The 26,937-nt window shown below is 69.1% G+C and carries 18 protein-coding genes and 2 pseudogenes; 14 read left to right on the forward strand and 6 right to left on the reverse strand.

What is annotated here, in order from left to right; translation table 11 throughout:
• Nucleotides 1-6: 6 nt before the first annotated feature.
• Nucleotides 7-102 carry an EF-Tu C-terminal domain-related protein gene (locus ABIC66_RS08595; RefSeq protein WP_442856955.1) on the forward strand — a complete coding sequence of 32 codons (96 nt, stop codon included), beginning with the start codon at nt 7-9 and terminating at the stop codon, nt 100-102.
• A gap of 402 nt (nt 103-504) precedes the next feature.
• Nucleotides 505-1,491 (forward strand): sensor histidine kinase, encoded by a 987-nt coding sequence (locus ABIC66_RS08600; protein WP_354069413.1) that lies wholly within the window; start codon nt 505-507, stop codon nt 1,489-1,491.
• On the opposite strand, the gene ABIC66_RS08605 is transcribed toward ABIC66_RS08600, so the two are convergent.
• Genes ABIC66_RS08605 through ABIC66_RS08620 form a run of 4 tightly spaced genes read right to left on the reverse strand, consistent with a single transcriptional unit; the run spans nt 1,466 to nt 7,713 of the window.
• On the reverse strand, nt 1,466-1,984 hold the full coding sequence (locus ABIC66_RS08605; RefSeq protein ID WP_354069415.1) for a GNAT family N-acetyltransferase: 519 nt from the start codon (nt 1,982-1,984) through the stop codon (nt 1,466-1,468). The two genes, ABIC66_RS08600 and ABIC66_RS08605, sit on opposite strands and share 26 nt — an antisense overlap.
• 4 nt (nt 1,985-1,988) lie before the next feature.
• Nucleotides 1,989-5,129 carry an efflux RND transporter permease subunit gene (locus ABIC66_RS08610; RefSeq protein ID WP_354069417.1) on the reverse strand — a complete coding sequence of 1,047 codons (3,141 nt, stop codon included), beginning with the start codon at nt 5,127-5,129 and terminating at the stop codon, nt 1,989-1,991.
• Nucleotides 5,129-6,214, reverse strand: a complete 1,086-nt coding sequence (locus ABIC66_RS08615; RefSeq protein WP_354069419.1) for an efflux RND transporter periplasmic adaptor subunit — start codon at nt 6,212-6,214, stop codon at nt 5,129-5,131. The genes ABIC66_RS08610 and ABIC66_RS08615 overlap by 1 nt, the downstream gene beginning before the upstream one ends.
• Nucleotides 6,211-7,713, reverse strand: a complete 1,503-nt coding sequence (locus ABIC66_RS08620; RefSeq protein WP_354069421.1) for an efflux transporter outer membrane subunit — start codon at nt 7,711-7,713, stop codon at nt 6,211-6,213. Before ABIC66_RS08620 ends, ABIC66_RS08615 begins: the two co-directional genes overlap by 4 nt.
• 146 nt (nt 7,714-7,859) lie before the next feature.
• Here ABIC66_RS08620 and ABIC66_RS08625 point away from each other — a divergent pair.
• From ABIC66_RS08625 to ABIC66_RS08660, 8 genes and pseudogenes are all read left to right on the forward strand, one after another.
• Nucleotides 7,860-11,237: pseudogene (locus ABIC66_RS08625) on the forward strand (TonB-dependent receptor).
• Nucleotides 11,238-11,296: 59 nt separating this feature from the next.
• Nucleotides 11,297-11,445, forward strand: a pseudogene (locus ABIC66_RS08630) (hypothetical protein); the annotation flags it as partial.
• Nucleotides 11,446-11,613: 168 nt separating this feature from the next.
• Nucleotides 11,614-12,750, forward strand: coding sequence for a mannonate dehydratase (locus ABIC66_RS08635; protein WP_354069423.1), 1,137 nt, complete (start codon nt 11,614-11,616; stop codon nt 12,748-12,750).
• 114 nt (nt 12,751-12,864) lie between these two features.
• On the forward strand, nt 12,865-15,120 hold the full coding sequence (locus ABIC66_RS08640) for a TonB-dependent receptor plug domain-containing protein (RefSeq protein ID WP_354069425.1): 2,256 nt from the start codon (nt 12,865-12,867) through the stop codon (nt 15,118-15,120).
• Nucleotides 15,121-15,125: 5 nt separating this feature from the next.
• Nucleotides 15,126-15,641 carry a porin family protein gene (locus tag ABIC66_RS08645; protein WP_354069427.1) on the forward strand — a complete coding sequence of 172 codons (516 nt, stop codon included), beginning with the start codon at nt 15,126-15,128 and terminating at the stop codon, nt 15,639-15,641.
• Between the two features lie 247 nt (nt 15,642-15,888).
• Nucleotides 15,889-18,246, forward strand: a complete 2,358-nt coding sequence (locus ABIC66_RS08650) for a glycoside hydrolase family 95 protein (RefSeq protein WP_354069429.1) — start codon at nt 15,889-15,891, stop codon at nt 18,244-18,246.
• Between the two features lie 84 nt (nt 18,247-18,330).
• Nucleotides 18,331-20,169: an alpha-L-fucosidase gene (locus tag ABIC66_RS08655; RefSeq protein WP_354069431.1), complete on the forward strand. Its 1,839-nt coding sequence runs from the start codon at nt 18,331-18,333 to the stop codon at nt 20,167-20,169.
• A 156-nt stretch (nt 20,170-20,325) separates the two neighbouring features.
• On the forward strand, nt 20,326-21,342 hold the full coding sequence (locus tag ABIC66_RS08660) for a MerR family transcriptional regulator (RefSeq protein ID WP_354069433.1): 1,017 nt from the start codon (nt 20,326-20,328) through the stop codon (nt 21,340-21,342).
• A 5-nt stretch (nt 21,343-21,347) separates the two neighbouring features.
• Here the strand turns inward: ABIC66_RS08660 and ABIC66_RS08665 are convergent, their stop codons facing one another.
• The gene (locus ABIC66_RS08665) at nt 21,348-21,995 is read right to left on the reverse strand and encodes a TetR/AcrR family transcriptional regulator (RefSeq protein WP_354069435.1); all 648 of its coding nucleotides are present in this window, start codon (nt 21,993-21,995) and stop codon (nt 21,348-21,350) included.
• 95 nt (nt 21,996-22,090) lie between these two features.
• On the opposite strand from ABIC66_RS08665, the gene ABIC66_RS08670 reads away from it, so the two are divergent.
• The gene (locus ABIC66_RS08670; RefSeq protein WP_354069437.1) at nt 22,091-22,987 is read left to right on the forward strand and encodes an NAD(P)/FAD-dependent oxidoreductase; all 897 of its coding nucleotides are present in this window, start codon (nt 22,091-22,093) and stop codon (nt 22,985-22,987) included.
• Nucleotides 22,988-23,035: 48 nt separating this feature from the next.
• Here the strand turns inward: ABIC66_RS08670 and lldD are convergent, their stop codons facing one another.
• A complete protein-coding gene (gene lldD / locus ABIC66_RS08675) occupies nt 23,036-24,172 on the reverse strand; it encodes an FMN-dependent L-lactate dehydrogenase LldD (protein ID WP_354069439.1) in 1,137 nt (378 codons plus the stop codon).
• Between the two features lie 102 nt (nt 24,173-24,274).
• On the opposite strand from lldD, the gene ABIC66_RS08680 reads away from it, so the two are divergent.
• From ABIC66_RS08680 to ABIC66_RS08690, 3 genes are read left to right on the forward strand one after another with little or no spacing between them, the layout of a single operon-like run.
• A complete protein-coding gene (locus ABIC66_RS08680; RefSeq protein WP_354069441.1) occupies nt 24,275-25,303 on the forward strand; it encodes an aldo/keto reductase in 1,029 nt (342 codons plus the stop codon).
• 10 nt (nt 25,304-25,313) lie between these two features.
• On the forward strand, nt 25,314-26,063 hold the full coding sequence (locus tag ABIC66_RS08685; RefSeq protein ID WP_354069443.1) for an SDR family oxidoreductase: 750 nt from the start codon (nt 25,314-25,316) through the stop codon (nt 26,061-26,063).
• A 25-nt stretch (nt 26,064-26,088) separates the two neighbouring features.
• Nucleotides 26,089-26,928, forward strand: coding sequence for a fumarylacetoacetate hydrolase family protein (locus tag ABIC66_RS08690; protein ID WP_354069445.1), 840 nt, complete (start codon nt 26,089-26,091; stop codon nt 26,926-26,928).
• The last annotated feature ends 9 nt before the right edge of the window (nt 26,929-26,937 follow it).

Below are 26,937 nucleotides of genomic sequence, written 5' to 3' on the forward strand. Positions count from 1 at the left end.
GAGCTGATCACCCCGATCGCCATGGACCAAGGCCTGCGCTTCGCCATCCGCGAAGGCGGCCGCACCGTCGGCGCCGGCGTCGTCGCGAAAATCGTCGAGTAATCGAACGATCCCAGCACACAGCTGATCTGATCTAAGCGAAGGCCCTGGAGGAAACTCCGGGGCCTTTTGCTTTGGGGCGTCCGCGAAGGCGGGAGCGGACATTCCCATCCGCTCTCCCCGGCGAAAGCCGGGGCCCAGCTCGACCCCACAGACGTTTGATCATCTGGACCAGATTGTTGGCGCATCAGCCCCCAACGCTCCAGATGAACCTGGACCCCGGCTTTCGCCGGGGAGAGCGGGTGTGTTGGCGCCGCCATGCCGTGCGTCCTTCGAGGCCGCGCTCAGGAGCGACCTTTAAGGACGCACGGTCAGAAATCTCCGTTTCCAGCCCTATGTCGGCCACCGGCTTGACGGCGCCGCTCGGAAGGCTCAGCACCGAGGTAGGGACGGGAGCGAGAACGCGTGAATCTACGCCGCAGGATCAGAGGCAATGTCTTGGCGCGCCACGGCCTGGCCGTGGCCCTGGCGGCCGGCGCGGTGCTGCTGCGCTTCGCCCTGACCTCGGTGTTCCCGCCCGGCTTTCCCTATGTGACCTTCTTTCCAGCCATCGTGGTCGCGGCCTATTACGGCGGTTTCCGGGCCGGGGTGCTGTGCGCGGCGCTGTGCGGCGCGGCGGCCTGGTACTTCTTCATTCCGCCGGTCAACACGTTCAAGTTCGATCTGTCGATCCTGGTGGCGCTGGGATTCTACGTGTTCGTGGCCGGGGTCGACATCTTCTTCATCGACGGCATGCGCACGGCGCTGGACGCCCTGGAGGCGGAGCGCGAGCGCTATCGCGACCTCGCCGAAAGCCGCGACCTGCTGTATCGCGAACTGCATCATCGGGTGAGCAACAACCTGCAGGTCGCCGGGGCCCTGCTGCGGCTGCAAGGTCAGGGCGTCGCCGACGCCGACGCCCGCCACGCCCTGTCCCAGGCCGGCGAACGGATCGAGGTCATCGCCCGCATCCAGCGCGAACTGCACAACCGCACCGGCGAGCCCGTCCCGTTCCGCGCCTTCGCCGAGGCCCTGCTGGCCAGCGCCGCCGCCGCCGCCGGCGCGCGGGTGCGCCTGACCCTGGAGGGCGGCGAACAGCCCCTGCATCCCGACCAGGCCACGCCGGTAACCCTGGTCATGCTGGAGAGCTTCAACAACGCCCTGGAACACGGCTTCGGCGCGGCGGGTGAAGGCGAGGTGCGGGTGAGCCTGGACCAGTCCGGCCTGACCCACCGGCTGACGGTCGGCAACAACGGCGCGGACCCGCCGCCGGGCTTCGATCCGGCGACGTCCAAGAGCCTGGGCCTACGCATCGTCCGCGCCATGGCCCAGCAGCTGGGCGGCAAGTTCGAGATGGCCCGCGAGGACGGCTGGACCGTGTGCCGGCTCAGCTACGCGCCCAAGCGGGACTGAGGGGCGGGAGCTCGTTGGCCAACCCCAGACGATAGAACCGCGTGTCCACGGCCATCCTCGGAAAGGTCGCCGGCAGGGCCTCGGCCTCGACCAGCGTGAAGCCGTTCTTCTCGTAGAAGCGATGCGCGGCCGTGAAGCGGTCGGTGGTGCCCAACCAGATCGCCTGGACATCGTGGTCGCGCGCGTGGGCCAGGGCCGTGTCCAGCAGCGCCTGGGCCGCGCCGACCGCGCCGCGCGCCGCCGGCTTCACGAACATCTTGCGCAGGGCGACAGCGCCGCCGCCGATGTCCTTCAGCGCCGCCGTGCCGACCGTCTCGCCGTCCAGTTCGGCCAGCCAGAACTGGCCCGCGCCCGCCTGGTACCAGCCTGGGATGTCGGCCAGGTCCGGCTGGTCGGCGGCCGTTATGGCGATCCCGAACTCTTCCCTCTGGATGGGCAGGATCACCCCGACGACGGCGTCTTCGTCGCCGGGGCGGAAGGGGCGGATGATCACCGGCCTACAGACGATCCGCCGGGATGGCCTCGCCCTGGCCGGCCGCTTCGCGCGGCGTGGTCAGGCGGGCCAGCTTGGGGGCCAGCCAGCGCTCGATGTCGTCGATGATCTCGTAGACCACCGGCACCAGCACCAGCGACAGCACGGTCGAGGTGATCAGGCCGCCGATCACGGCCACGGCCATCGGCTGGCGGAACTCCGACCCGGTGCCGATGCCCAGCGCCGTGGGCAGCATGCCGGCCATCATCGCCAGGGTGGTCATGACGATCGGCCGGGCCCGTTCGTGGCAGGCGTCGAGGATGGCGTCGCGCTGGCTCATGCCGGCCCGCTCCTGCTCGATCGCGTATTCGACCAGCAGGATCGAGTTCTTGGCCGCCAGGCCCATCAGCATCAGGAAGCCGATCAGCGACGGCATCGACAGCGACTGGCCGGTGATCAGCAGGGCGAAGAACGCGCCGCCGATCGCCAGGGGCAGGGCCGACAGGATGGTGATCGGCTTGAAGAAGCTGCGGAACAGCAGGATCAGCACGCCGAACACCAGGCCCACGGCCGACAGCAGGGCGATCGCGAAGCCGGTGAACAGCTCGACGAAGGCCTCCTGGTCGCCGGCCGTGGCCGGACCGACGCCGGCGGGCAGGTTCTTCATGGTCGGCAGGTTGGAGACGTCGGTCATCGCCTGGCCCAGCTGGGCGCCGTTGTTGAGGTCGGCCTCGATGGTCACCTGCCGCTTGCGGGCGAAACGGTCGATCTTGGCCGGGCCGGCCTGGAACGACAGGTCGGCCACGGTGTCGAGCCGGGTCGTGCCGCCGCTGGCGGTCGGGACGCGCAGGGCGCCGAGGGCCTCGAGGTCGCGGCGGCTGTCGGCGGGCAGGCGCACGCGGATCGGGATCCGGCGCTCGCCCTGGGTCATCTTGGCGACGTTGGCGTCGATGTCGCCCACCGTGGCCACGCGGGCGATGGCGGCGATGTCGGCCGAGTTGACGCCCAGGCGGGCGGCCTCGTCGGCCTTGGGCCGGATCAGGATCTCCGGGCCGCTGGGCGGCGAGGACGGCCGCGGATCGGCGACCGTCGACAGCTTCTGCATCTCGCGCTCGATCTTGGCGGCCGTGCGCTCCAGCAGCGGGCCGTCCTCGGAGATCAGGATGGTCTGGACCTCCGAGGTGCCCCAGTCGCCCAGCAGATTGACGCGGGCGTCGGGGATGTCGTGCAGGCTGTTGCGGACTTCCTGCTTGATCTCGGTGACCGTCTGCTTGCGGTCGCCGTTCAGCACGATGGTGACGGTGGCGTCGCGGATGTCGGCCCCGCTCTGGCCGCCCCAGCCGGTGCCGATGTTCGAACCGACCTGGGCGAAGACGTGGGCCACTTCCGAGCGCTTGCGGAACAGGCTGGTCACCGACTGGACGGTGCGCTCCATGTCGGCCGTGGTCGCGCCGGGCGGGCCCTGGACCTTCAGATAGTAGTAGTTGTTGTTGGCGGCCGGCTGGAACGCGGTGGGCAGGAAGCCGGCCAGCATGATCGAGCCGATAAAGATCAGGCCGCCGATGACGCAGGCCAGGATCCGGTGGTCCAGCGACCAGTCCAGGACGTTGCGGTAGAAGCCCTTGAAGTCCTTGCGCGGATGCGGGTCCTTGGCGGGCTTCAGGAAATAGGCGGCCAGCAGCGGGGTCAGCAGGCGGGCCACGACCAGCGAGAACATCACCGCCACGGCGACGGTCAGGCCGAATTCCTTGAAGAACTGGCCGGGCGTGCCGGGCATGTACGACACCGGCACGAACACCGCGACGATGGTGAAGGTGGTGGCCACGACCGCCAAGCCGATGGCGTCGGCGCCCTCGATCGCCGCCAGGAAGGGCCTCTGCCCGCGGGCGACGCGTTTCTCGATGTTCTCGATCTCGACCACGGCGTCGTCGACCAGGATGCCGATGACCAGGGTCAGGGCCAGCAGGGTCACGACGTTCAGCGAGAAGCCCATGATCGCCATGAAGGCGAAGGTCGGCACCAGCGACACCGGCATGGCGATGGCGGTGATCAGGGTCGCTCGCCACTCGCGCAGGAACAGGAACACCACCAGCGAGGCCAGCAGCATGCCTTCCAGCAGGGTGTGCTCGGTGGCCGCGAAGCTGGCGCGGGTCTCGTCGACGGTCGAGAAGATCTTCACGAAGGTGACCCCGGCCTGCTTCTGGGCCAACTTGTCGACGGCGGCCTTGACGCGGTCCTCGACGGCGACGTCGCTGCTGTCGCGGGTCTTCATCACCTGGAAGGCGACGACGGGCTTGCCGTCGAGGCGGGCGAAGCCGCGCTGCTCCTCGGCGCCCTGGCCCACCTGGGCCACGTCGGTCAGCTTGACGTAGCGGCCGCCGGCGACCGGGATGGTGATCTGGCGCAGCTGCTCGACCGTGGTGGCCGCGCCCAAGACGCGCAGGGTCTGCTCGCGACCGCCGACATTGGCCCGGCCGCCGGGGGCGTCGACGCTGAAGCTGGCCAGGGCCTGGTTCAGCTGCGGCGCCGTGACGCCGAAGCTGGCCATGCGGTCGGGGTCGATGATGACGTTGATCTCACGATCGACACCGCCGACGCGGGCCACCTGGGCCACGCCCTTCTCGCCCTGCAGGGCGCGGGTGACGGTGTCGTCGATGAACCACGACAGCTCGGTCGCGCTCATGGTCGGAGCGGCGACGGCGTAGGTGATGATCGGAGCGCTGGTGATCTCCAGCCGCTGGACGATCGGCTCGTCGACCTCCTTGGGCAGGATGGCGCGAGTCTGGTCGACCTTGGAGCGGACCTCGTCGGTGACCTTCTGCAGGTCCTCGCCGAGATTGAACTCGATCGTCGTGGTCGAGGCGCCCTGGACCACCGAGGAGCGGATGGTCTTGACGTTGGAGATGCTGGCCACCGCATCCTCGATGGGGCGGGTGACCTGGGTCTCCATTTCGCCGGGCGCCGCGCCGCTCTGGGTGACCGTCACGGTCACGGCGGGGAACTCGACGTTGGGGAACTGCTTGATCGGCAGGCCCATGTAGCAGCCGATGCCGGCGATCATCAGGGCGATGAACAGCACGGCGATCGGGATCGGATTGCGGATCGCCCAGGCCGAAACTCGTAGTTCGCCCGTCTTGTGCCCGGGGGTCTTCTGTTCGTCGGCCATCAGCGCGCCGCCTGCTGGACGGGAGCCGGACGCACGACGTCGCCGTCGGTGACGAAGGACGCGCCGCCCAGGACGATGCGCGTCCCGGCCGGCGGGCCTTGCACCAGCTGGGCCCAGCCGCCGCCCTTCTGGCCGATCTTCACGGCGGTCTGGTGGGCGCGATTGTTGCTGTCGAGCGTCATCACGAACAGGCCGTCGGCCTCATAGCGGATGGCCGATTCCGGGATGGCGGTGACCGGCGCGCCCGAGGCGCCGAAATTGGCGCGGCCGAAGCCGCCGGGACGCAGGTCGGGCCGCACGGGCAGGCGCACGCGCACCTTGCCCAGCCGGTTGGCGCTATCGACGCGTGGGCTGATCAGGCGCACGACGCCCGAGATCGACTGGCCGCCGGGCAGGCTGACCTGGGCGGCCTGGCCTTGGCGGATGCCGGCCAGGTCGGCCTCGTTGACCTCGGCGTCCAGCTCGACCAGGCCGTCGCGGGCGATGGTGAACCACGGGGTCGTCCCGCCGCCGGCGATCTGGCCGGGCGCCACGCCGCGCGACAGCACCCGGCCGCTGACCGGCGAGGTGATGGTCATGCGCGAGGCGCGGGTGCGCAGCTCCTTCAGCGCCGCTTCCTGGGCCTTGGCCTGGTAGCGGCGGGTCTCGATCTGCTCCTGGGATAGGACGCCCTGGCCGTCGAGGCCGGCGACGCGCTTGGCCTCGGCCTGGGCCTGGGCGGTGACGGCCGCCTGCTGCTCGACCTGGGCCCGCAGCAGGGTGTCGTCCAGCTGGACCAGGGGCTGGCCGGCGCGGACCCAGTCGCCCTCGTCGGCGTAGAGGCGGGCGACGCGGTAGCCGGTCAGCTCCGAGCCGACGGCCGCCTCCTCGCGCGAGACCAGCAGGCCGGACGCCTCGACCCCGCCGCCCAGCGGCCGGGTCTCGACGCTGCCGACGCTGACCGTCCGGGCCTGAGCAGCGGCGCTGGCGGCGGTCTTGGCGGGGGCTTCCTTGTCCTTCTTGCCGCCGCAGGCGGTCAAGCCCACGGCGCTGCAGACCAGGGCGGTGGCGATCAGGTGACGGGTCGTCATCGGGGCGGGTCTCATTGCGCGGAGGGCTTATTGGGAACGGCTTGCGGCGACCAGCCGCCGCCGAGGGCCTTGAAGGTCTGGACGGCGCGTTGCAGCGCTTGGGTCTGGGCCCCGGTCAGGGCCGTGCGGGCCCCGCGCCAGGACTGCTCGGCCTGCAGGGCCGTGGTCAGGTCGGTCAGCCCCATGGCGTAGCCCTTGCGGCTGGCCTCGTAGGCGACGGCGGCGCGGCGTTCGCCGGCGGCCAGCAGGGCCACGCGGCGCTCGTCAGCGTCCTGCTGGACGAGCGCGCCCTCGACCTCGCCGAAGGCCGTCTGCACGGTCTTCTCGTAGGTGACGGCGGCCTGCTCGACGCGGGCGTTGTCGGCCTTGATGTCCGACATCAGCTTGGGAATGTTCAGCACCGGGATCGACAGGTTCGCGCCCAGGGTCCAGGCCGAGCTGGTCGTCGAGGCCTTGGCTCCCGGCGACAGGAAGCTGGGGGTGATCGACTTGGAGACCCCGACGCCCGGCGTCAGGGTCAGGGTCGGAAACAGGGCCAGTTCGCTGATGTTCAGATTGCCCGAGGCCGAGGCCAGGCGGGCGGCGGCCTCGCGCACGTCGGGACGGCGGGCCAGCAGCTCGGCGGGGGCAGCGGCGGGGACCGGCGGCGCGGTGATCAGGATCGGCTCGACCGGCAGGCTGGCCAGGGGATCGACGCCCTTGCCGACCAGGATCAGCAGGCTGCGGCGCGCGGCCTGCAGCTGGCCTTCCAGGGCGGCGGCCTGGGCCTGGGCCTGGGCGAGGTCGGCGGCGGTGCGGTCGCCCTCCGAGGTCGGCGACAGGCCCCGGCGGCCCTTCTCGTCCGAGACCTTGAACAGGCTCTCGGCGATGCGGGCGTTCTCGCGGGCGTCCTGCAGCTGCACGGCGTAGCCGCGGGCCTCGAAATAGGACTGGGCGACATTGGCGGCCAGGGCCGCGCGGGCGCCTTCGTACGAGAAGCGGGCGGCGGCCAGGTCGTTATCGACCACGCGGCGGGCCGCGCCGCGACGGCCGATCAGGTCCAGCTCCCAGGAGACGTCGAAATTGGCGGCGTAGGTCTTGCTGACCCCGCCCTGGGTGAAGCCGCCCGTGCCGCTCTGGTCGATGATGTGGGTGTCGGTGCGCTTGGCCGAGCCGGTCAGCGGGGTCTGCGGGATGTAGATCTGGCGGATCTGGCCCTGACGAACGGCGCGGGCCTCTTCCAGCCGCGCGGCGGCCAGGCGGGCGTCGGGGCTCTGGGCCAGGGCGGTCGTGACCAGATCGTTCAAGACCGGATCGTTGAAGGCGGTCCACCACTGATCCAGCGCCTGCGACGGCAGCGGCGTCCCGGCCGGGGCCTCGTAGGCGGCGGGCAGGCGCGCGTCGACCTTGCGCGGCGCCGTCGTGCAGGCCGACAGGCTCGCGCCGACCAGGGCGGCGGTTCCGAGAAGCAGGACGCGAGACGAGCCAGAAGGCCGGCCAGGACGCCGAGGAGCGCCGGTCTTGGCGAGACGCATGAAATTTCTAACCCGGTTAGTGTGGCCCTTGGCGACCAATGTTTTCCCACTTAGGGGGGCAAAGCCCGAAGGAAAACCCCCCGTCGAACGCTTTAGCGAAGCTTATGTTGCGACGCACCCGTCCCTAGCCGGTCGAAGGTCCATACCTGTCAGCAGTGCGACGGGTTGACGCGCTTGCTGTCCCCTTGGCCTGGCGACGGTTGACGCAGCGTCGAAACATACCGCATCATCGAAACAGATGTTCGACCTTTGCGATCGGCATCCGCTTCGGTTGCGAAATCGAAGCAGTATGCGTGGCTTTTCAAGCGTCCGGCCCAAGGGGAACCACGGCTTGTCGGCACCAGCAGGCGCATCACCAAGTTTCGAAAACGAACGCTCCCCATGGGGTGTCGGACGGTGCGCCAACCCGGCCGCGCGCGTCCGTGCGTTCGCGCCATCCAGGAGACCGCCGCCAAGCTGAATGACTCCCTGGCCCCCGCGCAGACGAGCGGCCAGTCAAAGAACAAATCGAGGGAGGGAACACCATGAAACGAACCAGCTTCCTGCGCGGAGGCTCATGCCTCGCGCTGGCCGTCGCCCTGGCGGGAGCGACCGGCGCCCAGGCCCAACAGAAGCCCAACAACGACGCACCGGTCGAGGTCGAGGAAGTCGTCGTCACCGGCTCGTTCATCAAGGGCACGCCCGAGGACGCGGCCCTGCCGGTCGACGTGATCGGCGCCGAGGAGCTGCAAAAGCGCGGCTCGCCCTCCACCGTCGAACTCCTGAAGGCCTTGTCGGTGTCCAGCGGGGTGCTGGGCGACACCAACCAGTTCGACAGCCGCGCCCAAGGCTCGGAAGGCTCGGGCTCGGTCAACCTGCGTGGCCTGGGCTCGCAGCGCACCCTGGTGCTGCTGAACGGCCGCCGCATGGCGATCAACCCGTTCGGCCAGGCCGGGGCGGGCATCGTCGACACCAACATCATCCCCGCCGCCGCCATCGGCCGCCTGGAAGTGCTGAAGGACGGCGCCGCGGCGACCTACGGCTCGGACGCCATCGCCGGCGTGGTCAACTTCATCACCAAGAAGAACTTCGAGGGCCTGGAGGTCGGGGGCGACTACCGGATCATCGACGGGTCGAAGGGCGACTACGGGCTGCATGTCACGGCGGGCAAGCTGTGGGACAACGGCAACGTCCTGGCCAGCATCGGCTGGCAGCACCGTTCCAAGCTTTCGGTCGCCGACCGCGACTGGGCCAACAAGCCCTATCTGAGCAATCCGGAAGCCGGCTGGTCGGCCGCCGGCAATCCCTCGACCTTCATCCCGCTGGCCAGCACCACCAGCGGCATGCGCGACCCGGCCTGCGCGGGCCTGGGCGGCTTCCCCGGCTTTTCGGGCCTGACGCCGGTCTGCTACTGGCACTACACGCCGTTCGACAACCTGGTCGAAAAGTCCAACGCGGTGCAGGCCTATGCCGAGGCCAACGCGGACCTGTCGGCCAAGACCAAGTTCCACGCCGAGCTGCTGTATTCCCACACCGATGTGCCCGACTGGAACACCTCGCCGTCCTACGCGGCCCTGGCCGTTCCCACGGCGGAAGCCTCACCCATCGCGGGCCGCTACATCGTGCCGGCCACCAATCCGGGCCTGATCGCCTTCATGGCGGCCAATCCGACCGTGCAACTGACCAGCCTGGTCAACGGATCCACCTCGACGGTCCCCAGCTCGATCTTCGCGTTCGGAGCCATCAACGCCGCCAACCGGCCGTTCGGCCTCGGCGGCAATCCGAAGTTCGGCTATGGCCCCTCGATCGGCTCGCGATCGTTCGACGCCTTCCGCGTTTCGGCGGACCTTTCGGGCGAGTTCGAGAACGGCATCGGTTGGGACGTCGCCCTGACCTATTCGCAGGAAGTGGGCGTGCGGACCGGCTACGACACCCTGGTCAACCGCTTCGCCCTGGCGCTGCAAGGCCTGGGCGGGCCGCTGTGCGACAGCAGTCCGACCACGCCGGGGATCCAGGGTACGCCCGGTGTCGGGCAGTGCATGTATTACAACCCGTTCGCCAGCGCGATCCCCAGCAACGCGATCACCGGCGTGGCCAATCCGGCCTACAATTCGGCCCTGGCCAACAACAAGGACCTGGTCGACTGGTTCTTCAAGAAGCTGTCGACCAAGCAGTCCTCCCGCCTGTTCGTCGGCGAGGCGGTGCTGAACGGCAAGACCAACATCACTCTGCCGGGCGGCGACGTCGCCTGGGCCGCCGGCGTCCAGTACCGCCGCAGCTACTTCAAGGCCGACTACAACGACATCAGCAACGCCGCGATCAATCCGTGCGTCAACACGCCGGACTTCGGGGTGACCACCTGCACCGGCTCGCAGCGCAACGGTCCCTTCATGTTCCTGGGCGTCGGTAACGAGGCCGACAACCAGAGCGACGTGATGGCCGGCTTCGGCGAGCTGTCGGTGCCGATCACCGACGACTTCCAGGCCCAGTTCGCCGCCCGCTACGAGAAGTACGGCGGCGCGGTCGGTTCGACCTTCAATCCGAAGGCCTCGCTGCGCTGGCAGGCTCTTCCGTGGATGGCGGTCCGCGCCTCGGCCGGCTCGACGTTCCGCGGCCCGCCGGACCCGCAGACCACGACCACCTCGATTACCTCGCTGCAGGGCATATTGGGCGTGTTCCGGGCCGTGGACATCTTCGGCAACCCGAACCTGAAGCCGGAAAAGGCCAAGACCTACAACTTCGGCCTGCTGTTCAACGCGGGCGAGTTCAAGGCCAGCATCGACTACTTCGCCTTCGACTTCAAAAACCCGATCGTGGCCGAGCCGGTGGCCGGCATGGTCTCGGCGCTCTATCCCAACGGGGCGGCCGGCGCCAACAACTGCGCCGACCCGGCCTATGCGGCCCTGGTGGCGCGCTTCACGTTCAACGGCTCGTGCTCGACGCCGACGACCAGCATCGCGCGCCTGCGCACCAACTATATCAACGGCGCGCCGGTGAAGAATTCGGGCTTCGACTTCTCGGCGGACTACCGGTTCAAGAACGTGGCGGGCGGCGACATCGCCGTCGGCGGCAACGCCACCTACATCCGCAAGTACAGCGTCGGCGCCACCCAGGTGGAGGGGATCACCGTCGAAAAGGCCTTCGAGGCCGTGGGCCTGCTGAACTACCAGACCACCGTCGTGCCGATCCCCAAGTGGAAGGGCGACGTGTTCGCCGAGTGGAACATCGGGCCGCACAACGTGCGGGTCTCGGTCAACTACATCGGCGCCTACACCGACCAGCGCACCGCGCCGTTCGCCGCCAACGCCTACAAGGACACCACGGGTGCGGGCGTGACGGTCAGCGCCGGCAAGAAGATCAAGCAGCAGGTTCTGACCAACCTGGCCTATCGCGTCTTCCTGCCCTGGGACACCACGGCGACCCTGGCGGTCACCAATGTGTTCGACAAGGACCCGTCCTACGCCCGCCTCGACCTGGGCTACGACCCGTTCACCGGCGACCCGCTGGGCCGCACCTACAAGTTCGGCCTGCGCAAGAAGTTCTAGACCCTCGGAGCCTGTGGGAACTCACGGCGCGTCCTTCCGGGGACGCGCCGTTTTCTTGCGTGGATTGGACCACGATCAGAGAGATCCCTTTTCAGTGTCATCCCGGCCGGAGCGCGTAGCGCGGAGAGCCGGGACCCAGGGGCAACCGCATTGCGTCGACCCCTGGGTCCCGGATAGCGCTACGCGCTTCCGGGATGACACGGTATTTGGCCTTGCTGCGGTTGATGTCCTGACGCCAACCAAACGACGCCCCACCAATGCGCGCCCGGCATGTGTCGATACGGCCTTAGCATTGGTGAGAAACCGAGCTCGGCGCCTAGTCTCTTCACTAATAAAACGACCGGCTTAGATCGGCGAAGATTGCGGGAGAGAGACGATGGATCGCAGAAAGTTTCTGTCGGCGACAGGTCTTGGCGCGGCCGGATTGGGCGCGGTCGCGCTGGGCGCGGGGGCGGCCGTCGCGGACGCCGCGCCGAAAGTCCGGCCCGCGGCCGCCAAGGGCGGTCCCGCCCGGTTCAAGCTGGGCTGCCAGAGCCCGCCGGCCACCGACGAGCACTTCGCCTTCTTCGCCCGCTATGGCGTGCGCAACTGCAGCAGCAGCGCCAAGATCGCCGACCCGGCCCGGATCTATCCGACCGTCGATGAGCTGAAGGCCCTGAAGGACATGGGCGCGCGGCACGGCGTCAGCGTCGACATGGTCGACAGCGTGCTGCTGACCTCCTCCCACATCGACCGCGAGAAGAACCCGGCGATCATGCTGGCCCAGGACCCGCAGCGCGATCGCGACATCGAGGCCTTCCAGACCCTGATCCGGAACTGCGCCGCCGCCGGCATCCCGGCCGTGAAGTACAATATGAGCATCCTGGGCGTGCTGCGCAGCGGCAAGGTCAAGGGACGCGGCGACGCGGAATACGCGGCCTGGAACCTCGCGGAGGCCAAGCCCGCCACGCCGCTCACTCGGGCCGGGGTGGTCGACGCCGACCGGTTCTGGGAGCGGATCACCTACTTCCTGGAGCGCGTCGCGCCGGTCGCCCAGGAGTACAAGGTCAAGATCGCCTGCCACCCGCAGGACCCGGGCGTGCCGCCTGCCGGCTATCAGGGCGTGGACCGCGTGCTGGGTACGGTCGACGGCCTCAAGCGCTTCATCACCATCAAGGAGAACCCGTATCACGGGCTGAACTTCTGCCAGGGGACAGTGTCGGAAGACCTGCGCGATCCGGGCAAGGAGATTTTCGACGTGATCCGCTACTTCGGGACCAGGAAGAAGATCTTCAACGTCCACTTCCGCAACATCAGGGGCCACCGCGACAACTTCGCCGAGGTGTTCCCGGACGAGGGCGACGTCGATTTCGTCGAGGCCATCAAGGTCTACAAGGAAGTCGGCTACGACGGCATGCTGATGCCCGACCACGTGCCCGAGGTCCCCGGCCATCCCGAGGCGCGGGGCGAGAACTTCGCCTTCGCCTACGGCTATATCCGCGGCCTGATCCAGGCGGCCGACCGCCTGGCCTGACGCCAGTCCACGCGTAAGTAGCTGAACGCGTTCCTGTTTAACCGCTGAGGCCGCGTCGGTCGCAGCGAGCGGACTCTTGCGGCCGGTCGCCGGCCCATTTCGAGGGGCATCCCGATGTCACGACTGATCAAACGCGCCTGTGCGTCGTCCGTGGTCGCCTTGAGCACGGTGTGGAGTTTCTCCGCCGCGGCCCAGACCGCCGGCGCCGCGCCGGCCGCCGTGCAGGCGCAGGCCGCCCCTCAGGGCGACGTGGTCGAGGAGGTGGTGGTCACCGGCTCGCGGGTCGCCCGCGCCGGCTTCACCGCCCCGACCCCGGTCACGGTGCTGGGCAGCGAGCAGTTGACCAGCGGCAGTCCGACCACCCTGGGCGAGTCGCTGAAGCAGATCCCAGCTCTGAACAACTCCGTCGGCCCGCGCGGCGCCCAGACCTCGTCGGGGCAGGGCGGGGCGTATCTCGACCTGCGGGGCCTTGGCCCCAGCCGCACCCTGACCCTGCTGGACGGCCGCCGCTTCGTGCCCGGCGACGGCAGCGGCCTGGTCGACACCAACCTGTTTCCCCAGGCTCTTGTCGAGCGGGTCGAGGTCGTGACCGGCGGCGCCTCGGCGGCCTATGGCTCGGACGCCGTCGGCGGGGTGGTCAATTTCATCCTCGACAAGAAGTTCGAGGGCTTCAAAGGCGAGGTCCAGGGCGGGATCTCGAACTACAACGACGACCAGGAGCAGAAGTACAACTTCGCCTATGGGAAGGGCTTCGCCGACGGGCGCGGCCACGTCATCGGCAGTCTGGAGTACTTCAAGAGCAACGGCGTCGATCAGCGCCTGGACCGCCCCGTGGCCCGCAAGAGCTGCCAGGTGATCACCCTGCCGGCCGGCTCGGCCACCCTGCGCGACTTCGCCTGCGGGGTGCGGGTCTCCAACGCCAATTTCGGCGGGCTGATCACCAACACCGCCCTGGCCGGCACGACGTTCACGGCGGCGGGCGAGCCGATCCCGTTCAACTACGGGACCCTGCGCACCGGCTCGACCATGGTCGGCGGCGACGGGGTGATCCCGCAGTTCGCGCCGCTGACCGCCGCGATCGACAAGCGCATCGCCTTCCTGCGCGGCAGCTGGGACCTGACGCCCAAGACCAACGTCTATCTGGAGGGCAGCTTCGGCAAGGTGGCGCTGGGCTACCAGGTCGGCTCGTACCACAACCAGCTGGGCAACACCGCCTTGACCATCCGTCGCGACAACGCCTTCCTGCCAGCCTCGCTGCGCGACCGGATGACGACGCTGAACCTGCAGACCTTCAGCCTGGGCCGCTACGACAACGACATCCCGCAGAGCAAGGTCACCACCGACAACACCACCTACCGGCTGGTTGGCGGGATCAACGGCGAGATCGGCGGCTGGAAGTGGGACGGCTATTTCGAGCGCGGCGACAACAAGCGCAAACTCCAGATCGGCAACGACCTGCTGCAGGCCCGCTACGTCGAGGCCGCCGACGCGGTGGTCAGCCCGACGACCGGCGCGATCGTCTGCCGCTCCAGCCTGACCTCGCCCGGCAACGGCTGCCTGCCGATCAACGTGTTCGGCTACCATCCGCCCAGCGAGAGCGCCTTCCGCTACATCACCGCCACCAACGCGGCGATCCAGAAGTCCTACGAGCACCTGGTGGCGTTCAACCTGTCGGGCGAGCCGATCTCGACCTGGGCCGGGCCAGTGTCGCTGGCCCTGGGCGCGGAGTATCGCGAGCAGGGCTTCGACCAGAAGGTCGACGCGCTGTCCGAGACCTTCAACCCGGTGACCAACAGCCCCGGCCCGTTCCGGGTCGGCAATCCCAAGGCCCAGGCCGGCAGCTACAACATCAAGGAAGGCTACGTCGAAACCGTGGTCCCGCTGGCCAAGGACCTGCCCTGGGCCAAGGCGCTGGAGCTGAACGCGGCCGCCCGCTACACCGACTACAGCACCAGCGGCGGGGTCACGACCTGGAAGGTCGGCCTATCCTACGCGCCGTTCGAAGGCCTGCGGTTCCGCGGCACGCGGTCCAAGGACATCCGCGCCCCGAACCTCTACGAGCTCTATCAGAAGGGCCAGTCCAACTACATCGTGTCGATCTTCGACCGGGTGCGCGGGGTGACGGCGACCAACGTCAAGCAGCTGCAGCTGGGCAATCCGAACCTGGTGCCGGAGGTAGCCGAGACCACGACGTTCGGCGTCGTCTACCAGCCGTCGTTCGCGCCGGGCCTGGGGCTGTCGGTCGACTGGTACAACATCGACATCAAGGACGCGATCGCCACGCCCACGCCGCAGCAGTTGATCGACGACTGCGCGGCCGGCGTCCAGGCCCGCTGCGCGTTCCTCTATCGCGACGCGGCCGGCGGCTGATCGGGGTGGACCTGGTCAATCTGAACCTGTCGGCCTTCAAGACCCGCGGCGTCGACATCGAGGCCAGCTACGGCTTCGACCTGTCGGCGATCCACGACGGCCTGCCGGGGCGGCTGAACACCCGGGTGATCGGCAGCTATGTCGACACCTTCACCAGCATCACGCCCGGCGCGCCGGTTGTGAACCGGGCGGGGGAGGCGGCCAATCCGAAGTGGCGCTGGAACGGCCAGGCCACCTACGACGTCGGCGACTGGTCGGTGTTCCTGCAGGCCCGTCACACCGGCGAGGTGTCCTACGACCTCAGCACGGCGGCGAGCGACCTGCGGCAGCTGAAGATCAAGCCCGAGACACTGGTCGACACCCGCGTCGCCTACAAGCTGCCGACCAGCAGCGGGGTCTGGACCGCCTATTTCGCGGTCAACAACGTCTTCAACAACCTGCCGCCGGAATTCGCCCCGACGGCGGGGTCGTACGATCCGATCGGCCGGTTTTATCGGGCGGGGGTGAAGTTCGTGTACTAGCCCACTGTCATCCCGGAAGCCTCGCAGAGGCTATCCGGGACCGCCGGAAGCGCCGAGCTTGTCGCGGTCCCGGCTCTCCGCTTCGCTACGGCCGGGATGACATGAAGGGTTCGCGAATTTCTTATACGACATAGAAATTCACCCATAAAATATCCGCTTGTCAAAGCCGCTCCGGGATGATCACTGGTCCCGGGCGTGCGCCGGTCTTCCAGCAGCTTCGCCCCAACAGGATGTGGGGAGTTTCGACATGACCAGCTTGACCCGTCGTCAGGTCGCCGCCGGCGCGGCCGCGAGCGCCGCGGCCCTCTCGGGTCAGGCTCGGGCCAAGGCCCCGACGCGCGGCAAGCACGTGCTGTGGTACGCCAAGCCCGCCGTCCAGTGGGTCGAGGCCCTGCCGATCGGCAACGGCCGCCTGGGCGCCATGGTGTTCGGCGACCCGTGGGTCGAGCGGCTGCAGTTGAACGAGCACACCCTGTGGAGCGGCGGTCCCTACGACCCGGTCAATCCGCGCGCCCAGGAGGGCCTTGGGCCCGTCCGCGCGATGATCGCGGAGGGACGCTTCGCCGACGCCGAAAAGCTGGCCAACGAGACCCTGGTGGCGACGCCGCCGCGCGAGATGGCCTATCAGCCGTTCGGCGACCTGACCGTCCGCTTCGTCGGCCAGCAGGGGACGGTCGGCGACTATCGACGGTCGCTGGACCTCGACGACGCCATCGCCGAGACCACGTTCGTGGTCGACGGCGTCCGCTATCGGCGGCGGGTCCTGGCTTCTCCGGTCGATCAGGTCATCGCCCTGGAGATCACCGCCAGCAAGCCCGGCGCGCTGAACCTCGACGTGGCCCTGACCTCGGCCCAGACGGTCAACCAGGTCGCCCTCGAGGGGCGCGACGGGCTGAAGGTCTTCGGCCGCAACAACGCCGAGGGCGCGATCGCCGGGGCCCTGACCTTCTGCGGCCGGGCCAAGGTCGTGACCAAGGGCGGAACGGTGAACGGGGCCGACGGCCAGCTGTCGGTGCGCGGCGCGACCCGGGCGGTCGTCTATGTGGCCATGGCCACCAGCTACCGCCGCTACGACGATGTCGGCGGCGATCCCGACGCGATCACCCGTCAGCAGATCGAGCGCGTCGCCGCCAAGCCTTTCGACCGCGTGGCCCGCGACGCCACCGCCGCCCACCGCGCGCTGTTCGACCGGGTCAGCCTCGACCTCGGCGGGACGACCGATCCTACCGTGCCGACCGACCAGCGCCTGGCCCGCAACGAGACGACCGACGACCCGGCCCTGGCCGAGCTCTATTTCCAATATGCCCGCTACCTGCTGATCGCCTGCTCGCGCCCCGGTGGCCAGGCCGCCAACCTGCAGGGCCTGTGGAACGACCAGGTCAAGCCGCCCTGGGGCTCGAACTACACGATCAACATCAACACCCAGATGAACTACTGGCCCGCGGAGGCGGGCGGCCTGGCCGAGTGCGCCGAGCCGCTGTTCGCGCTGATCAAGGACCTCTCCGAGCGCGGGGCGGCGACGGCCCGCAAGATGTACGGCGCGCGCGGCTGGGTGGCGCACCACAACACCGACCTGTGGCGGGGAACCGCGCCGTTCGACCACGCCAAGGCCGGGCTGTGGCCGACCGGCGGGGCCTGGCTGTGCCTGCACCTGTGGGACCGCTACGACTACGGCCGCGACAAGCGGTTCCTGGCCCGCGCCTATCCGCTGATGCGCGGCGCCTGCCTGTTCTTCCTCGACACCTTGCAGACCGACGCCGCCACCGGCTGGCTGGTCACCAGCCCGTCGGTATCGCCGGAGAACCGCCATGGCTTCGGCTCGACCCTGTGCGCGGGCCCGACCATGGACATGCAGATCCTGCGCGACCTGTTCGACCATACCCGCGAGGCGGCGCGGATCCTGGATCTCGATCCCGACCTGCGCGCGGACCTGGCCAGGACCCGCGAGCGCCTGGCCCCCACCCGGGTCGGGGCGCAAGGCCAGATCATGGAGTGGAAGGACGACTGGGACGCCGTCGCGGCCGATCCCAAGCACCGCCACGTCTCGCACCTCTACGGCCTGTTCCCCAGCTGGCAGATGGATCCAGCCGCCCATCCGGACCTCGCGGCCGCCGCGCGGCGGACCCTGGAGACGCGCGGCGACAAGACCACCGGCTGGGCCATCGCCTGGCGGATCAATCTGTGGGCGCGGCTGAAGGACGGCGACCATGCCCACGACGTGCTGCGGCTGCTGCTGGCCCGCGAGCGGACCTATCCCAACCTGTTCGACGCCCACCCGCCGTTCCAGATCGACGGCAATTTCGGCGGGGCGGCGGCGATCATGGAGATGTTGGTCCAAAGCAAGGGCGAGATCCTCGACCTGCTGCCGGCCTTGCCCGCCGCCTGGCCGACCGGATCGCTGCGCGGCGTCCGGGTCCGCAACGCCGGAGAGATGGACCTTTCCTGGCGGGATGGGCGGCTGGAGAGCGTCACCTTGCGCTGCGCCACCTCGGACTATCGCACCCTCAAATGCGGCGAGGTCAGCCGCCGGATCTTCGTGCGCGCCGGCGAGCGCGTGACCCTGGCGGGGCCGTCCCTGCAAGGGTCCGCGCGCGCCGCCGCCTAGGCCTCATGGTTTCGTTTGACGTGTGGATTTAGCTTTCATATAAGAAATGAAAGATCACAAATAAAACGAGTGGGAGAAGACGCCATGCGGAAACTGACGACCGGGGCAGCGGCCCTGCTGGCCTCGAGCGCGCTGATTTGCGGCGCGCCGGCTTTCGCTCAGGACTCCGTTGGCGCCCCGCCGGAACAGACCCACTTCAAGGTCTCGACCTACAAGCCTGCCGTCCACGACGCCGCGACGACCAAGGGCCTGGCCCGCTTCAACCACGATCGCTATTCGATGTTCATCCACTGGGGGATCTACGCCCAGGCCGGCGGCGTCATTCGCGGCAAGCGCTATTACGGCGCGTCCGAATGGCTGATGAGCAACAGCAAGACGCCCAGCGCCGAGTACCTGCAGCTGGCGCAAGCGTTCAATCCGGTCGACTTCGACGCCCGCGCCTGGATGAAGACCATGAAGGCGGCCGGCTTCCGCTACATGGTGATCACCGCCAAGCACCACGACGGCTTCGCGATGTTCAAGTCGGCCGCCTCGCCACACAACATCGTCGACGGCACGAAGTTCGGCCGCGATCCGCTGAAGGAACTGGCCGAGGCCGCCAAGGCCGAGGGCATTGGCCTGGGCTTCTACTACTCGCAGTACCAGGACTGGACCGAGCCGAACGGCGGCGGCAACACCTGGGAGTTCGATCCCAGCAAGGCCGACTTCGCCGAGTACTTCAACCGCAAGGTCGTGCCCCAGGTCACCGAGCTGCTGACCAACTACGGCCCGGTGCGCGAGATCTGGTTCGACACCCCCGGCCCGATGCCGGCGGAATATTCCAAGCGCCTGCGCGACCTGGTCAAAAAGCTGCAGCCCGAGTGCCTGCTGAACAGCCGCATCGGCAACGACCTGGGCGACTACACCTCGCCGTCGGACTCCGAGATCCCGCCGGCCAGCCTGGTGCAGGGCGGCGACTGGGAGTCGGTGTTCACCCACAATCGCAGCTGGGGCTATTCGGCGTTCGACAACGACTTCAAGTCGACCAACACCCTGATCCGCTTGCTGACCACCTCGGCCAGCCGGGGCGGCAACTTCATGCTGAACATGGGCCCCGACGGCCGCGGGCGCTTCCCCGAGGGCGCCCAGAAGCGCCTGCTGGCGGTGGGCGCGTGGCTGAAGGTCAATGGCCAGAGCATCTACGGCACGACCCGCTCGCCCCTGCCGCAGACGCCCTGGGGCGTGGCCACCCAGAACGGGACGAAGCTCTATCTGCACGTGCTGGACCGCCCGGCCGACGGCGTCGTCCGCGTACCGGGCCTGAGCGAGCCGGTGACCAAGGTCAGCCTGCTGGCCGGCGGCGGCGCCTTGCGCTTCAAGCAGGCGGCGGACGGCCTCTCGGTAGACCTGCCGGCCGGCGCCCCGCCGACCGACGACCTGGTCGTCGTGGTCGAGACCAAGACCCCGGTGGCTGCGCGCCGCGACCAGGGCATCGTCCTGTCGCCGGCCTATGGCCGCCAGCCGCTGGACGTCGCCGACGCCACGCTTAGCCCCGGCGTCAAGCTGGACGCGATCAAGACCCAGCTGTCGGTCGACGACACCCGCAAGTTCTATACGCCCGTCGGGCTGGACGATCCGTCCAAGTCGATCGCCTGGACGGTGCAGGTCGAACGGGCCGGCGACTACCACATCGACCTGCAATATTCGGCCACCAAGGAGCAGGCCGGGCGCGAGGGCGTGGTCGAGCTCGGCGACCAGAAGCGCAGCTTCAACGTCGTCGAGACCGGCGTGATCGAGCGCCGCAAACCGGCGTTCCTGACCTTCCAGCCGGTCGGCATCCTGCATTTCGACAAGCCGGGCCGCTACCAGGTGACCCTGCGCCCGCAGACCGCCGGCCAGGACCTGTTCACCCTGCGGACGCTTTACCTCACCCCCGCCAACTAAGCCTTACCCAAGGGCGGGGACGCCTGGCCGGACGGCGCTCATCCGCCGCCCGGCCTTCTTTTTTTTGGGGGCGTTCGCAATCCCGCGATTGGTCATTGACCCGGCCGCTGGGGCCGGCCTGATACCCAAGACGGTCAGCGACCGCTCGAGGGTTCCATGCGCGCTTCCGTCACCTTCCTCAGTCCCGCCGAGGCCGCCCGCCGGCTTGGCATCTCGGCGAAGGCGCTCAGGCTCTACGAGGCGCGCGGCCTGGTTCGCCCTGGCCGGACCCGCGCCGGCTGGCGCGCCTACGGCCCCGACGACCTGGCGCGGGCCAGCGAGGTCGCGGCCATGCGGTCGCTGGGCCTGAGCCTGGCGGCCATCGAACGGGTCTTCGCCGGAACGACGGACGCCTTGCGCGAAGCGCTGGCGGTCCACGAAACCCGGCTCGGGATCGAGTTGGCGCAGGCCGGCCGGCGATTGGCGAAGGTTCGCGCCGTGCGGCGGGCGCTGGTCGCCAGCGACACGACCGTCCTGGCGGATCTGGCGGCCCTGCGATCCACGCCCGCCGCGCCGTTGGCGGCGTTCGATCTCCCCTGGCCGTGGGGTGGAGAGCGCTTCGAGCTCCGCGATGTCCGGGCCTTGAACTACGTCGTCGGCCCGCTGGGTAGCGGCAAGACGCGGCTGGCGCGGGCCATCGCGGAGCACGCGCCGAACGCGGCGTTCCTGGGCCTGGATCGCGTCGAGACCGTCAACGAAGAAGGCGCGCCGGAGCTTCGGCGGCGGATCGCGGCGAGCCTGGCCTGGCTGGCGGAGGACGGCGCCACGCCGTCCGTCGCCCTGACCGCCTTGGTCAGCGGGCTGGAACGCCACGCCGCCAACGTCCTCGTCGTCGACCTGGTGGAACACGGCCTCGACGAGCCCACGCAGCACGCGCTGATCGCCCACCTTCGCCGCCGGGGCGCCGACAGGCCGCCGCTGTTCCTGATGACCCGGTCGTCGGCGATCCTCGATCCGGCCGAGGCGACCGCCAACGAGATCGCGCTCTTCTGCCCGGCCAACCACGCCCCGCCGTTCAGCGTGGACCTGACCCCGGCGGCCAAGGGCTTCGAGGCCCTGACCAGCTGCCTGGGCCCGCCCGAGACCCGCGCGCGGACCGAAGGCATGGTCGCGACGATACCGCGACGGGCTTGAGGTCGCTATCCGCCAGCGTGGTCGGCGCCGCCGTGCGCGGCGATGAACATGGCGACGGCCGACCGGCAATAGGCTTCGATTTCGTCGTCGTCCTCGGCGCTCGCCTGATCGAAGCGCGCGATCATCAGGAGATCGGACCCTTTGAAGAGCGCGGCGAACAGGCGGGCGGACTGGAGAGGATCAGGCACGTTCAGAACCGCCTTCGCGTGCAGCTGACGCAACAGGGCCTCGATCTGGGCGATGACATGGGCGGGGCCGGCTTCGTAATGGAGCTTGCTCAACGACTTTTGGCTCGTCTTGTCGGCCATGACCATGGCTTCGACACCGCGGACGTCCGGGCTGAGCAGTGTGCGAAGCAGGGCTGATCCCACCGCCATGAGCTGATCTTCGGCCGAACCGTCGACGCCCTCGACAAGGGCCAGTGGCGAAAACCGATGGCAGCGGGCCGTGATGGCCGCGCTGAACAGCGCCTCCTTGTTCTCGAAGCGCCGATAGATGCTGAGCTTGGATATCTTCGCCCGCTGGGCGACCTTGTCCAAGGTCGTCGCCTGAAAACCCAATTCCAGGAAGAGGTCGCACGCGGCGTCGAGGATCGTCTGGCCAAGCGCCTCGTTGGCGGGCCGGCCGCGCCGGCCCTGGCTGTTTTCGGTCACCACAATTCCAGTACTTGACAGTATCCTAATTCCTGAATTACGATACCATGCAGTATCTAAAATGCGCAAGCCCATCCACAACCGAGCCCATCACCATGGATGACGTCATCATCGTCGGCGGCAGCTTCGCCGGCCTCGCCGCGGCCCTGCAGCTCGGCCGCGCCCGGCGCAAGGTCACGGTTCTCGACACCGGCCTGCAGCGCAACCGCTTCGCCGGCCACTCGCATGGTTTGCTCGGCCACGATCACAAGCCGCCGCTGGAGATCCTGGCGGAGGCGCGGCGGCAGCTGGCGCGCTATCCCACGATCAGGCTGATCAAGGCGCGAGCCGAGAGCGTGTCTGGCGCCATCGACGATTTCCGCGTCGTCACTGACGACAACGAAAGCCTAAGAGCGCGTCGCCTGATCCTGGCCTATGGCGTCGTCGATCAGATGCCTGATGTTCCCGGCTTCGCCGAAAGCTGGGGGACGTCCATCGTGCCCTGCCCTTATTGCGACGGCTTCGAAGTCGCCGGCCAGCATTGGGGTCTCGTCTGGTCGGGCCCGCACTCGATGAATCAGGTCAGGCTGTTCCACGATTGGACCGACAAGTTGACGGTCTTCGCCGACGGTCACGACATTTCGCCCGATGTCCGCGCCGACCTGGCGCGCCGCGACACGCCTGTCGTCGATGGCCGGATCATCGAGATCGCCCGTCACGGGGACCATAACGCCACCATCAATCTCGACACCGGCGCCAAGGTCGCGGTCGACATCCTGTTCGCCCATCCGCGCAACAAGCCGTCCGCGAGCCTGCATGAAGCGTTGGGCCTCGCCACGGTCGATACGCCCCTCGGCATCATCGTCAAGGTCGACGAGCGCCGCGAAACCAGCATGCCCGGCGTCTACGCCGCCGGCGACCTCGCCAACCCCATCACGCCGCCATCGGTCACCCTGGCGTCATCGCACGGCGCGATGGCGGGCATCTACGCCCAGCAGTCGATGCTGGTTTGAGAGGGCAGGCGCACGTCCTGCCCCCTCTCCCCAAAGAAGAGGGATTTCCTACCGCCCGTCCAACACCCCGCCATCCACATCCCGCGCCGCCCGCACCCCCGCCAGGGCCAGGGTCGTGCGCATTTCGGCGGTGAGCATGTCGAGCAGGCGGCCGACGCCGGGACCGCCGGCGGCGGCCAGGGCGTAGACCCAGGCGCGGCCCAGCAGCACGCCCTTGGCGCCGAGCGCCAGCATCCGCACCACGTCCATGCCCGAGCGGATCCCGGAATCGGCCAGGACGGTCAGGTCGTCGCCGACCGCCTGGGCGATGCGGGGCAAGGCGCGGGCGGTGGACAAAGCGCCGTCCAGCTGGCGTCCGCCATGGTTGGACACCACCAGGCCGTCGGCGCCTAGGCGTGCGGCGTCGCGGGCGTCGTCGGGGTCGAGCACGCCCTTGATGATCAGCGGACCGTCCCAGGCCTCGCGGATCCATTCCAGGTCGCGCCACTGGATCGACGGATCGAAATTGGCCCCCAACCAGCCCATGAAGTCCTCCAGCCCGCTGGCCTGGCCCAGCACCGGCGCGACATTGCCCAGCACGTGCGGGCGGCCGCGCACGCCGACGTCCCAGGCCCAGTCGGGCTTGCCGCAGATCTGGGCGTAGCGGCGGAAGGCGGCCAGCGGTCCGGACAGGCCGCTGTGGGCGTCGCGCCGGCGCGCGCCGGGCACGGGCATGTCGACGGTGAACACCAGGGCGCTGGCGCCCTCCGCCTTGGCCCGGGCGATCAGGTCGCGCATGAAGCCGCGATCGCGGATGACATAGAGCTGGAACCAGATCGGCGCCGGACAAGCGGCGGCCACCTCGTCCAGGGCGCAGACCGAGACGGTCGACAGGCAGAAGGGCAGGCCGCGCTCGGCCGCCGCCCGCGCCGCCTGGACCTCGCCGCGCCGCGCGTACATGCCGCTGAGGCCGACGGGACCCAGGATGATCGGCGCGGCTAGGGCCTGGCCGAACAAGGCGGTGGTCAGGTCGACGCCGCCGACGTCCTTCAGCACCCGCTGGCGCAGGGCCAGCCCCGCCAGGTCGCCGACATTGTCGCGCAAAGTCCGCTCGTCCCCGGCGCCGCCATCGATATAGTCGAACAGGAAGCGCGGCAGTCGCCGACGGGCGGCGCGCCGAAAGTCCTCGGTCGAGGTGGCGATCATCGGGGAACTCCTGGATTCGTCAGCTTGTATTTCTTATATGAACGTGTATTTCACATTTGATGAAAAACAAGGCGTACAGCGGCCCTTGGGAGGACGACCCGCATGATTCCCAAGCGTGAGATCCGGCGCACCGGCCTGCCCCTCAGCGTGCTGGGCCTGGGCGCGGCGTCGGTCGGCAATCTCTATCGGCCGGTCAGCGACGGCGAGGCGCGCGCCACCCTGGCGGCGGCGCTGGACGCGGGCCTGACCTATGTCGACACCGCGCCCCGCTACGGCCACGGCCTCAGCGAGCGCCGGGTCGGCGACGCGGTGCGCGAGCGCGACGACGTGGTGCTGTCCAGCAAGGTCGGCCGCCTGCTGACCCCGGATGTGCGCCTGAAGGGCGACGCCGAGCGCCACGGCTTCCGCTCGCCCCTGCCGTTCGAGCAGGTCTACGACTACAGCCACGACGGCGTCATGCGCTCGTACGAGGACAGCCTGCAGCGGCTGGGCCTGGCGCGGATCGACATCCTCTATGTCCACGACATCGGGCCGATGACCCATGGCGACGACGACGCGCGGACCTTCGGCCAGCTGACCACCGGCGGCGGTTTCCGCGCCCTGGAACGCCTACGCGACAGCGGCGCGATCAACGCCTTCGGCCTGGGGGTTAACGAGTGGCGGGTGTGCCTGCGGGCCATGGAGCATGTCGACCTGGACGTGGTCCTGCTGGCCGGCCGCTACACCCTGCTGGAGCAGACGGCGCTGGAGACCTTCCTGCCGGCCGCCCTGGCGCGCCAGGTGTCGGTGGTGATCGGCGGGGCCTATAATTCCGGGATCCTGGCCACCGGCGTGAAGGGCGAGGGCCCGCACTACTACGACTATGGCGAGGCGCCGCCCGAGATCGTCGCGCGGGTTCGCCGGCTGGAGACGCTTTGCGCGCGCCACGGCGTGCCGCTGCCGGCCGCGGCCCTGCAGTTCTGCCTGGCGCACCCGGCGGTGGTCAGCGTCATTCCGGGCCTCGGCTCGGTCGCGCGGGTCCATCAGACCCTCGACTTCCACGCCGCCGCGATCCCCGCCGACTTCTGGCGCGAGCTGCGGACGGAAAACCTCGTCGATCCCCAGGCCGTGCTGCCGGGCGAAGATCTCTAGGACCCTGACGATGACCCAGACACCTCAAGCGGCCGGACGCCTGGCCGGCAAGACCGCGCTGATCACGGCCGCCGGCCAGGGCATCGGCCGCGCCACGGCCGAGGCCTTCCTGCGCGAGGGCGCCCGCGTCATCGCCACCGACCTGAACCTGGAGACGGTGTCGTCGATCGAGGGCGCCACGCCGCGCGCGCTGGACGTCACCGACCCCGAGGCGGTCAAGGCGATCGCCGCCGAGTTCCCGACCGTCAACGTGCTCTACAACTGCGCGGGCTTCGTCCACGCCGGCACGATCCTGGACTGTGACGAGGACGCCTGGGCGTTCTCCAACAGCCTCAACGTCACCGCCCAGTACCGGATGATCCGCGCCTTTCTGCCGGCCATGATCGCGGGCGGCGGCGGCTCGATCATCAACATGTCGTCGATCGCCTCGTCGATCAAAGCCGTGCCCAACCGCTTCGCCTACTGCGCCACCAAGGCGGCCGTCATCGGCTTGACCAAGGCGGTGGCCGCCGACTTCGTCGCCCAGGGCGTCCGCTGCAACGCCATCTGCCCCGGTACGGTCGAGACGCCGTCCCTGCTGCAGCGGCTGCGCGACACCGGCGACTTCGAGGGCGCCTATCGCGACTTCACGGCCCGTCAGGCGATGGGGCGCTTCGGCCGTCCGTCAGAACTGGCCGCCCTGGCCGTCTATCTGGCGTCCGACGAGTCCGCCTTCACCACCGGCCAAACGCACGTCATCGACGGCGGCTGGGTGATGTGACCCTCACGATCTTCGGAGACTTGCGATGAAGCTGCTGCGCTTTGGACCCCCCGGCCAGGAACGGCCGGGGCTGCTGGACGCCGACGGCGTGGTCCGCGACCTGAGCGGGGTGATCGGCGATCTCGATCCCACCACCCTGATGCTCGACAAGTTGGACGCCCTGCGCGCCCTCGATCCGGCCAGCCTGCCGGCCGCGCCGGCCGACGCCCGCCTGGGGCCGTGCGTGGCCAAGCCGGGCAAGTTCATCTGCATCGGCCTGAACTACGCCGACCACGCCGCCGAGTCGGGCCTGCCGATCCCGGAGGAGCCCGTGGTGTTCATGAAGGCCACCAGCGCGCTGTCGGGCCCCAACGATCCGATCCTGAAGCCGCGCGGTTCGACCCAGCTGGACTGGGAGGTCGAGCTGGCCTTCGTGGTCGGGGCGCATGTCTCGTACGCCTCGGAGGACGAGGCCGCCCGGGCCATCGCCGGCTATTGCGTCTGCAACGACGTCTCCGAGCGCGCCTTCCAGATGCAGTCGTCGCAGTGGGACAAGGGCAAGGGCTGCGACAGCTTCGGCCCGCTGGGCCCGTGGCTGGTGACGCCGGACGAGATCCCCGACGTCCACGACCTGGCCATGTGGCTCGAGGTCAACGGCAAGCGGTTCCAGGACGGCTCGACCAAGACGATGATCTTCCGCCCGGCCTTCGTGCTGTCCTATCTCAGCCGCTTCATGAGCCTGCAGCCGGGCGACGTGGTCACCACCGGCACCCCGCCGGGCGTGGGCCTGGGCCAAAAGCCGCCGCTGTGGCTGCAGGTCGGCGACCGCGTGGCCCTGGGCATCGAGGGCCTGGGCGAGCAGCGGCAGGTGGTGGCGGCGGCGTAGGGAGGGGCC

The organism is Caulobacter sp. 1776, assembly GCF_040545685.1.
GTDB lineage: Bacteria > Pseudomonadota > Alphaproteobacteria > Caulobacterales > Caulobacteraceae > Caulobacter.

What these genes read in the sequence shown, in the direction of transcription:
- ABIC66_RS08610 (WP_354069417.1), bottom strand. Translation starts at nt 5,129, where the DNA reads ATGGCCGACGAACAGAAGACCCCCGGGCACAAGACGGGCGAACTACGA.
- ABIC66_RS08615 (WP_354069419.1), bottom strand. Translation starts at nt 6,214, where the DNA reads ATGAGACCCGCCCCGATGACGACCCGTCACCTGATCGCCACCGCCCTG.
- ABIC66_RS08620 (WP_354069421.1), bottom strand. Translation starts at nt 7,713, where the DNA reads ATGCGTCTCGCCAAGACCGGCGCTCCTCGGCGTCCTGGCCGGCCTTCT.
- ABIC66_RS08635 (WP_354069423.1), top strand. Translation starts at nt 11,614, where the DNA reads ATGGATCGCAGAAAGTTTCTGTCGGCGACAGGTCTTGGCGCGGCCGGA.
- ABIC66_RS08640 (WP_354069425.1), top strand. Translation starts at nt 12,865, where the DNA reads ATGTCACGACTGATCAAACGCGCCTGTGCGTCGTCCGTGGTCGCCTTG.
- ABIC66_RS08650 (WP_354069429.1), top strand. Translation starts at nt 15,889, where the DNA reads ATGACCAGCTTGACCCGTCGTCAGGTCGCCGCCGGCGCGGCCGCGAGC.
- ABIC66_RS08655 (WP_354069431.1), top strand. Translation starts at nt 18,331, where the DNA reads ATGCGGAAACTGACGACCGGGGCAGCGGCCCTGCTGGCCTCGAGCGCG.
- ABIC66_RS08660 (WP_354069433.1), top strand. Translation starts at nt 20,326, where the DNA reads ATGCGCGCTTCCGTCACCTTCCTCAGTCCCGCCGAGGCCGCCCGCCGG.
- ABIC66_RS08670 (WP_354069437.1), top strand. Translation starts at nt 22,091, where the DNA reads ATGGATGACGTCATCATCGTCGGCGGCAGCTTCGCCGGCCTCGCCGCG.
- lldD (WP_354069439.1), bottom strand. Translation starts at nt 24,172, where the DNA reads ATGATCGCCACCTCGACCGAGGACTTTCGGCGCGCCGCCCGTCGGCGA.
- ABIC66_RS08680 (WP_354069441.1), top strand. Translation starts at nt 24,275, where the DNA reads ATGATTCCCAAGCGTGAGATCCGGCGCACCGGCCTGCCCCTCAGCGTG.
- ABIC66_RS08685 (WP_354069443.1), top strand. Translation starts at nt 25,314, where the DNA reads ATGACCCAGACACCTCAAGCGGCCGGACGCCTGGCCGGCAAGACCGCG.
- ABIC66_RS08690 (WP_354069445.1), top strand. Translation starts at nt 26,089, where the DNA reads ATGAAGCTGCTGCGCTTTGGACCCCCCGGCCAGGAACGGCCGGGGCTG.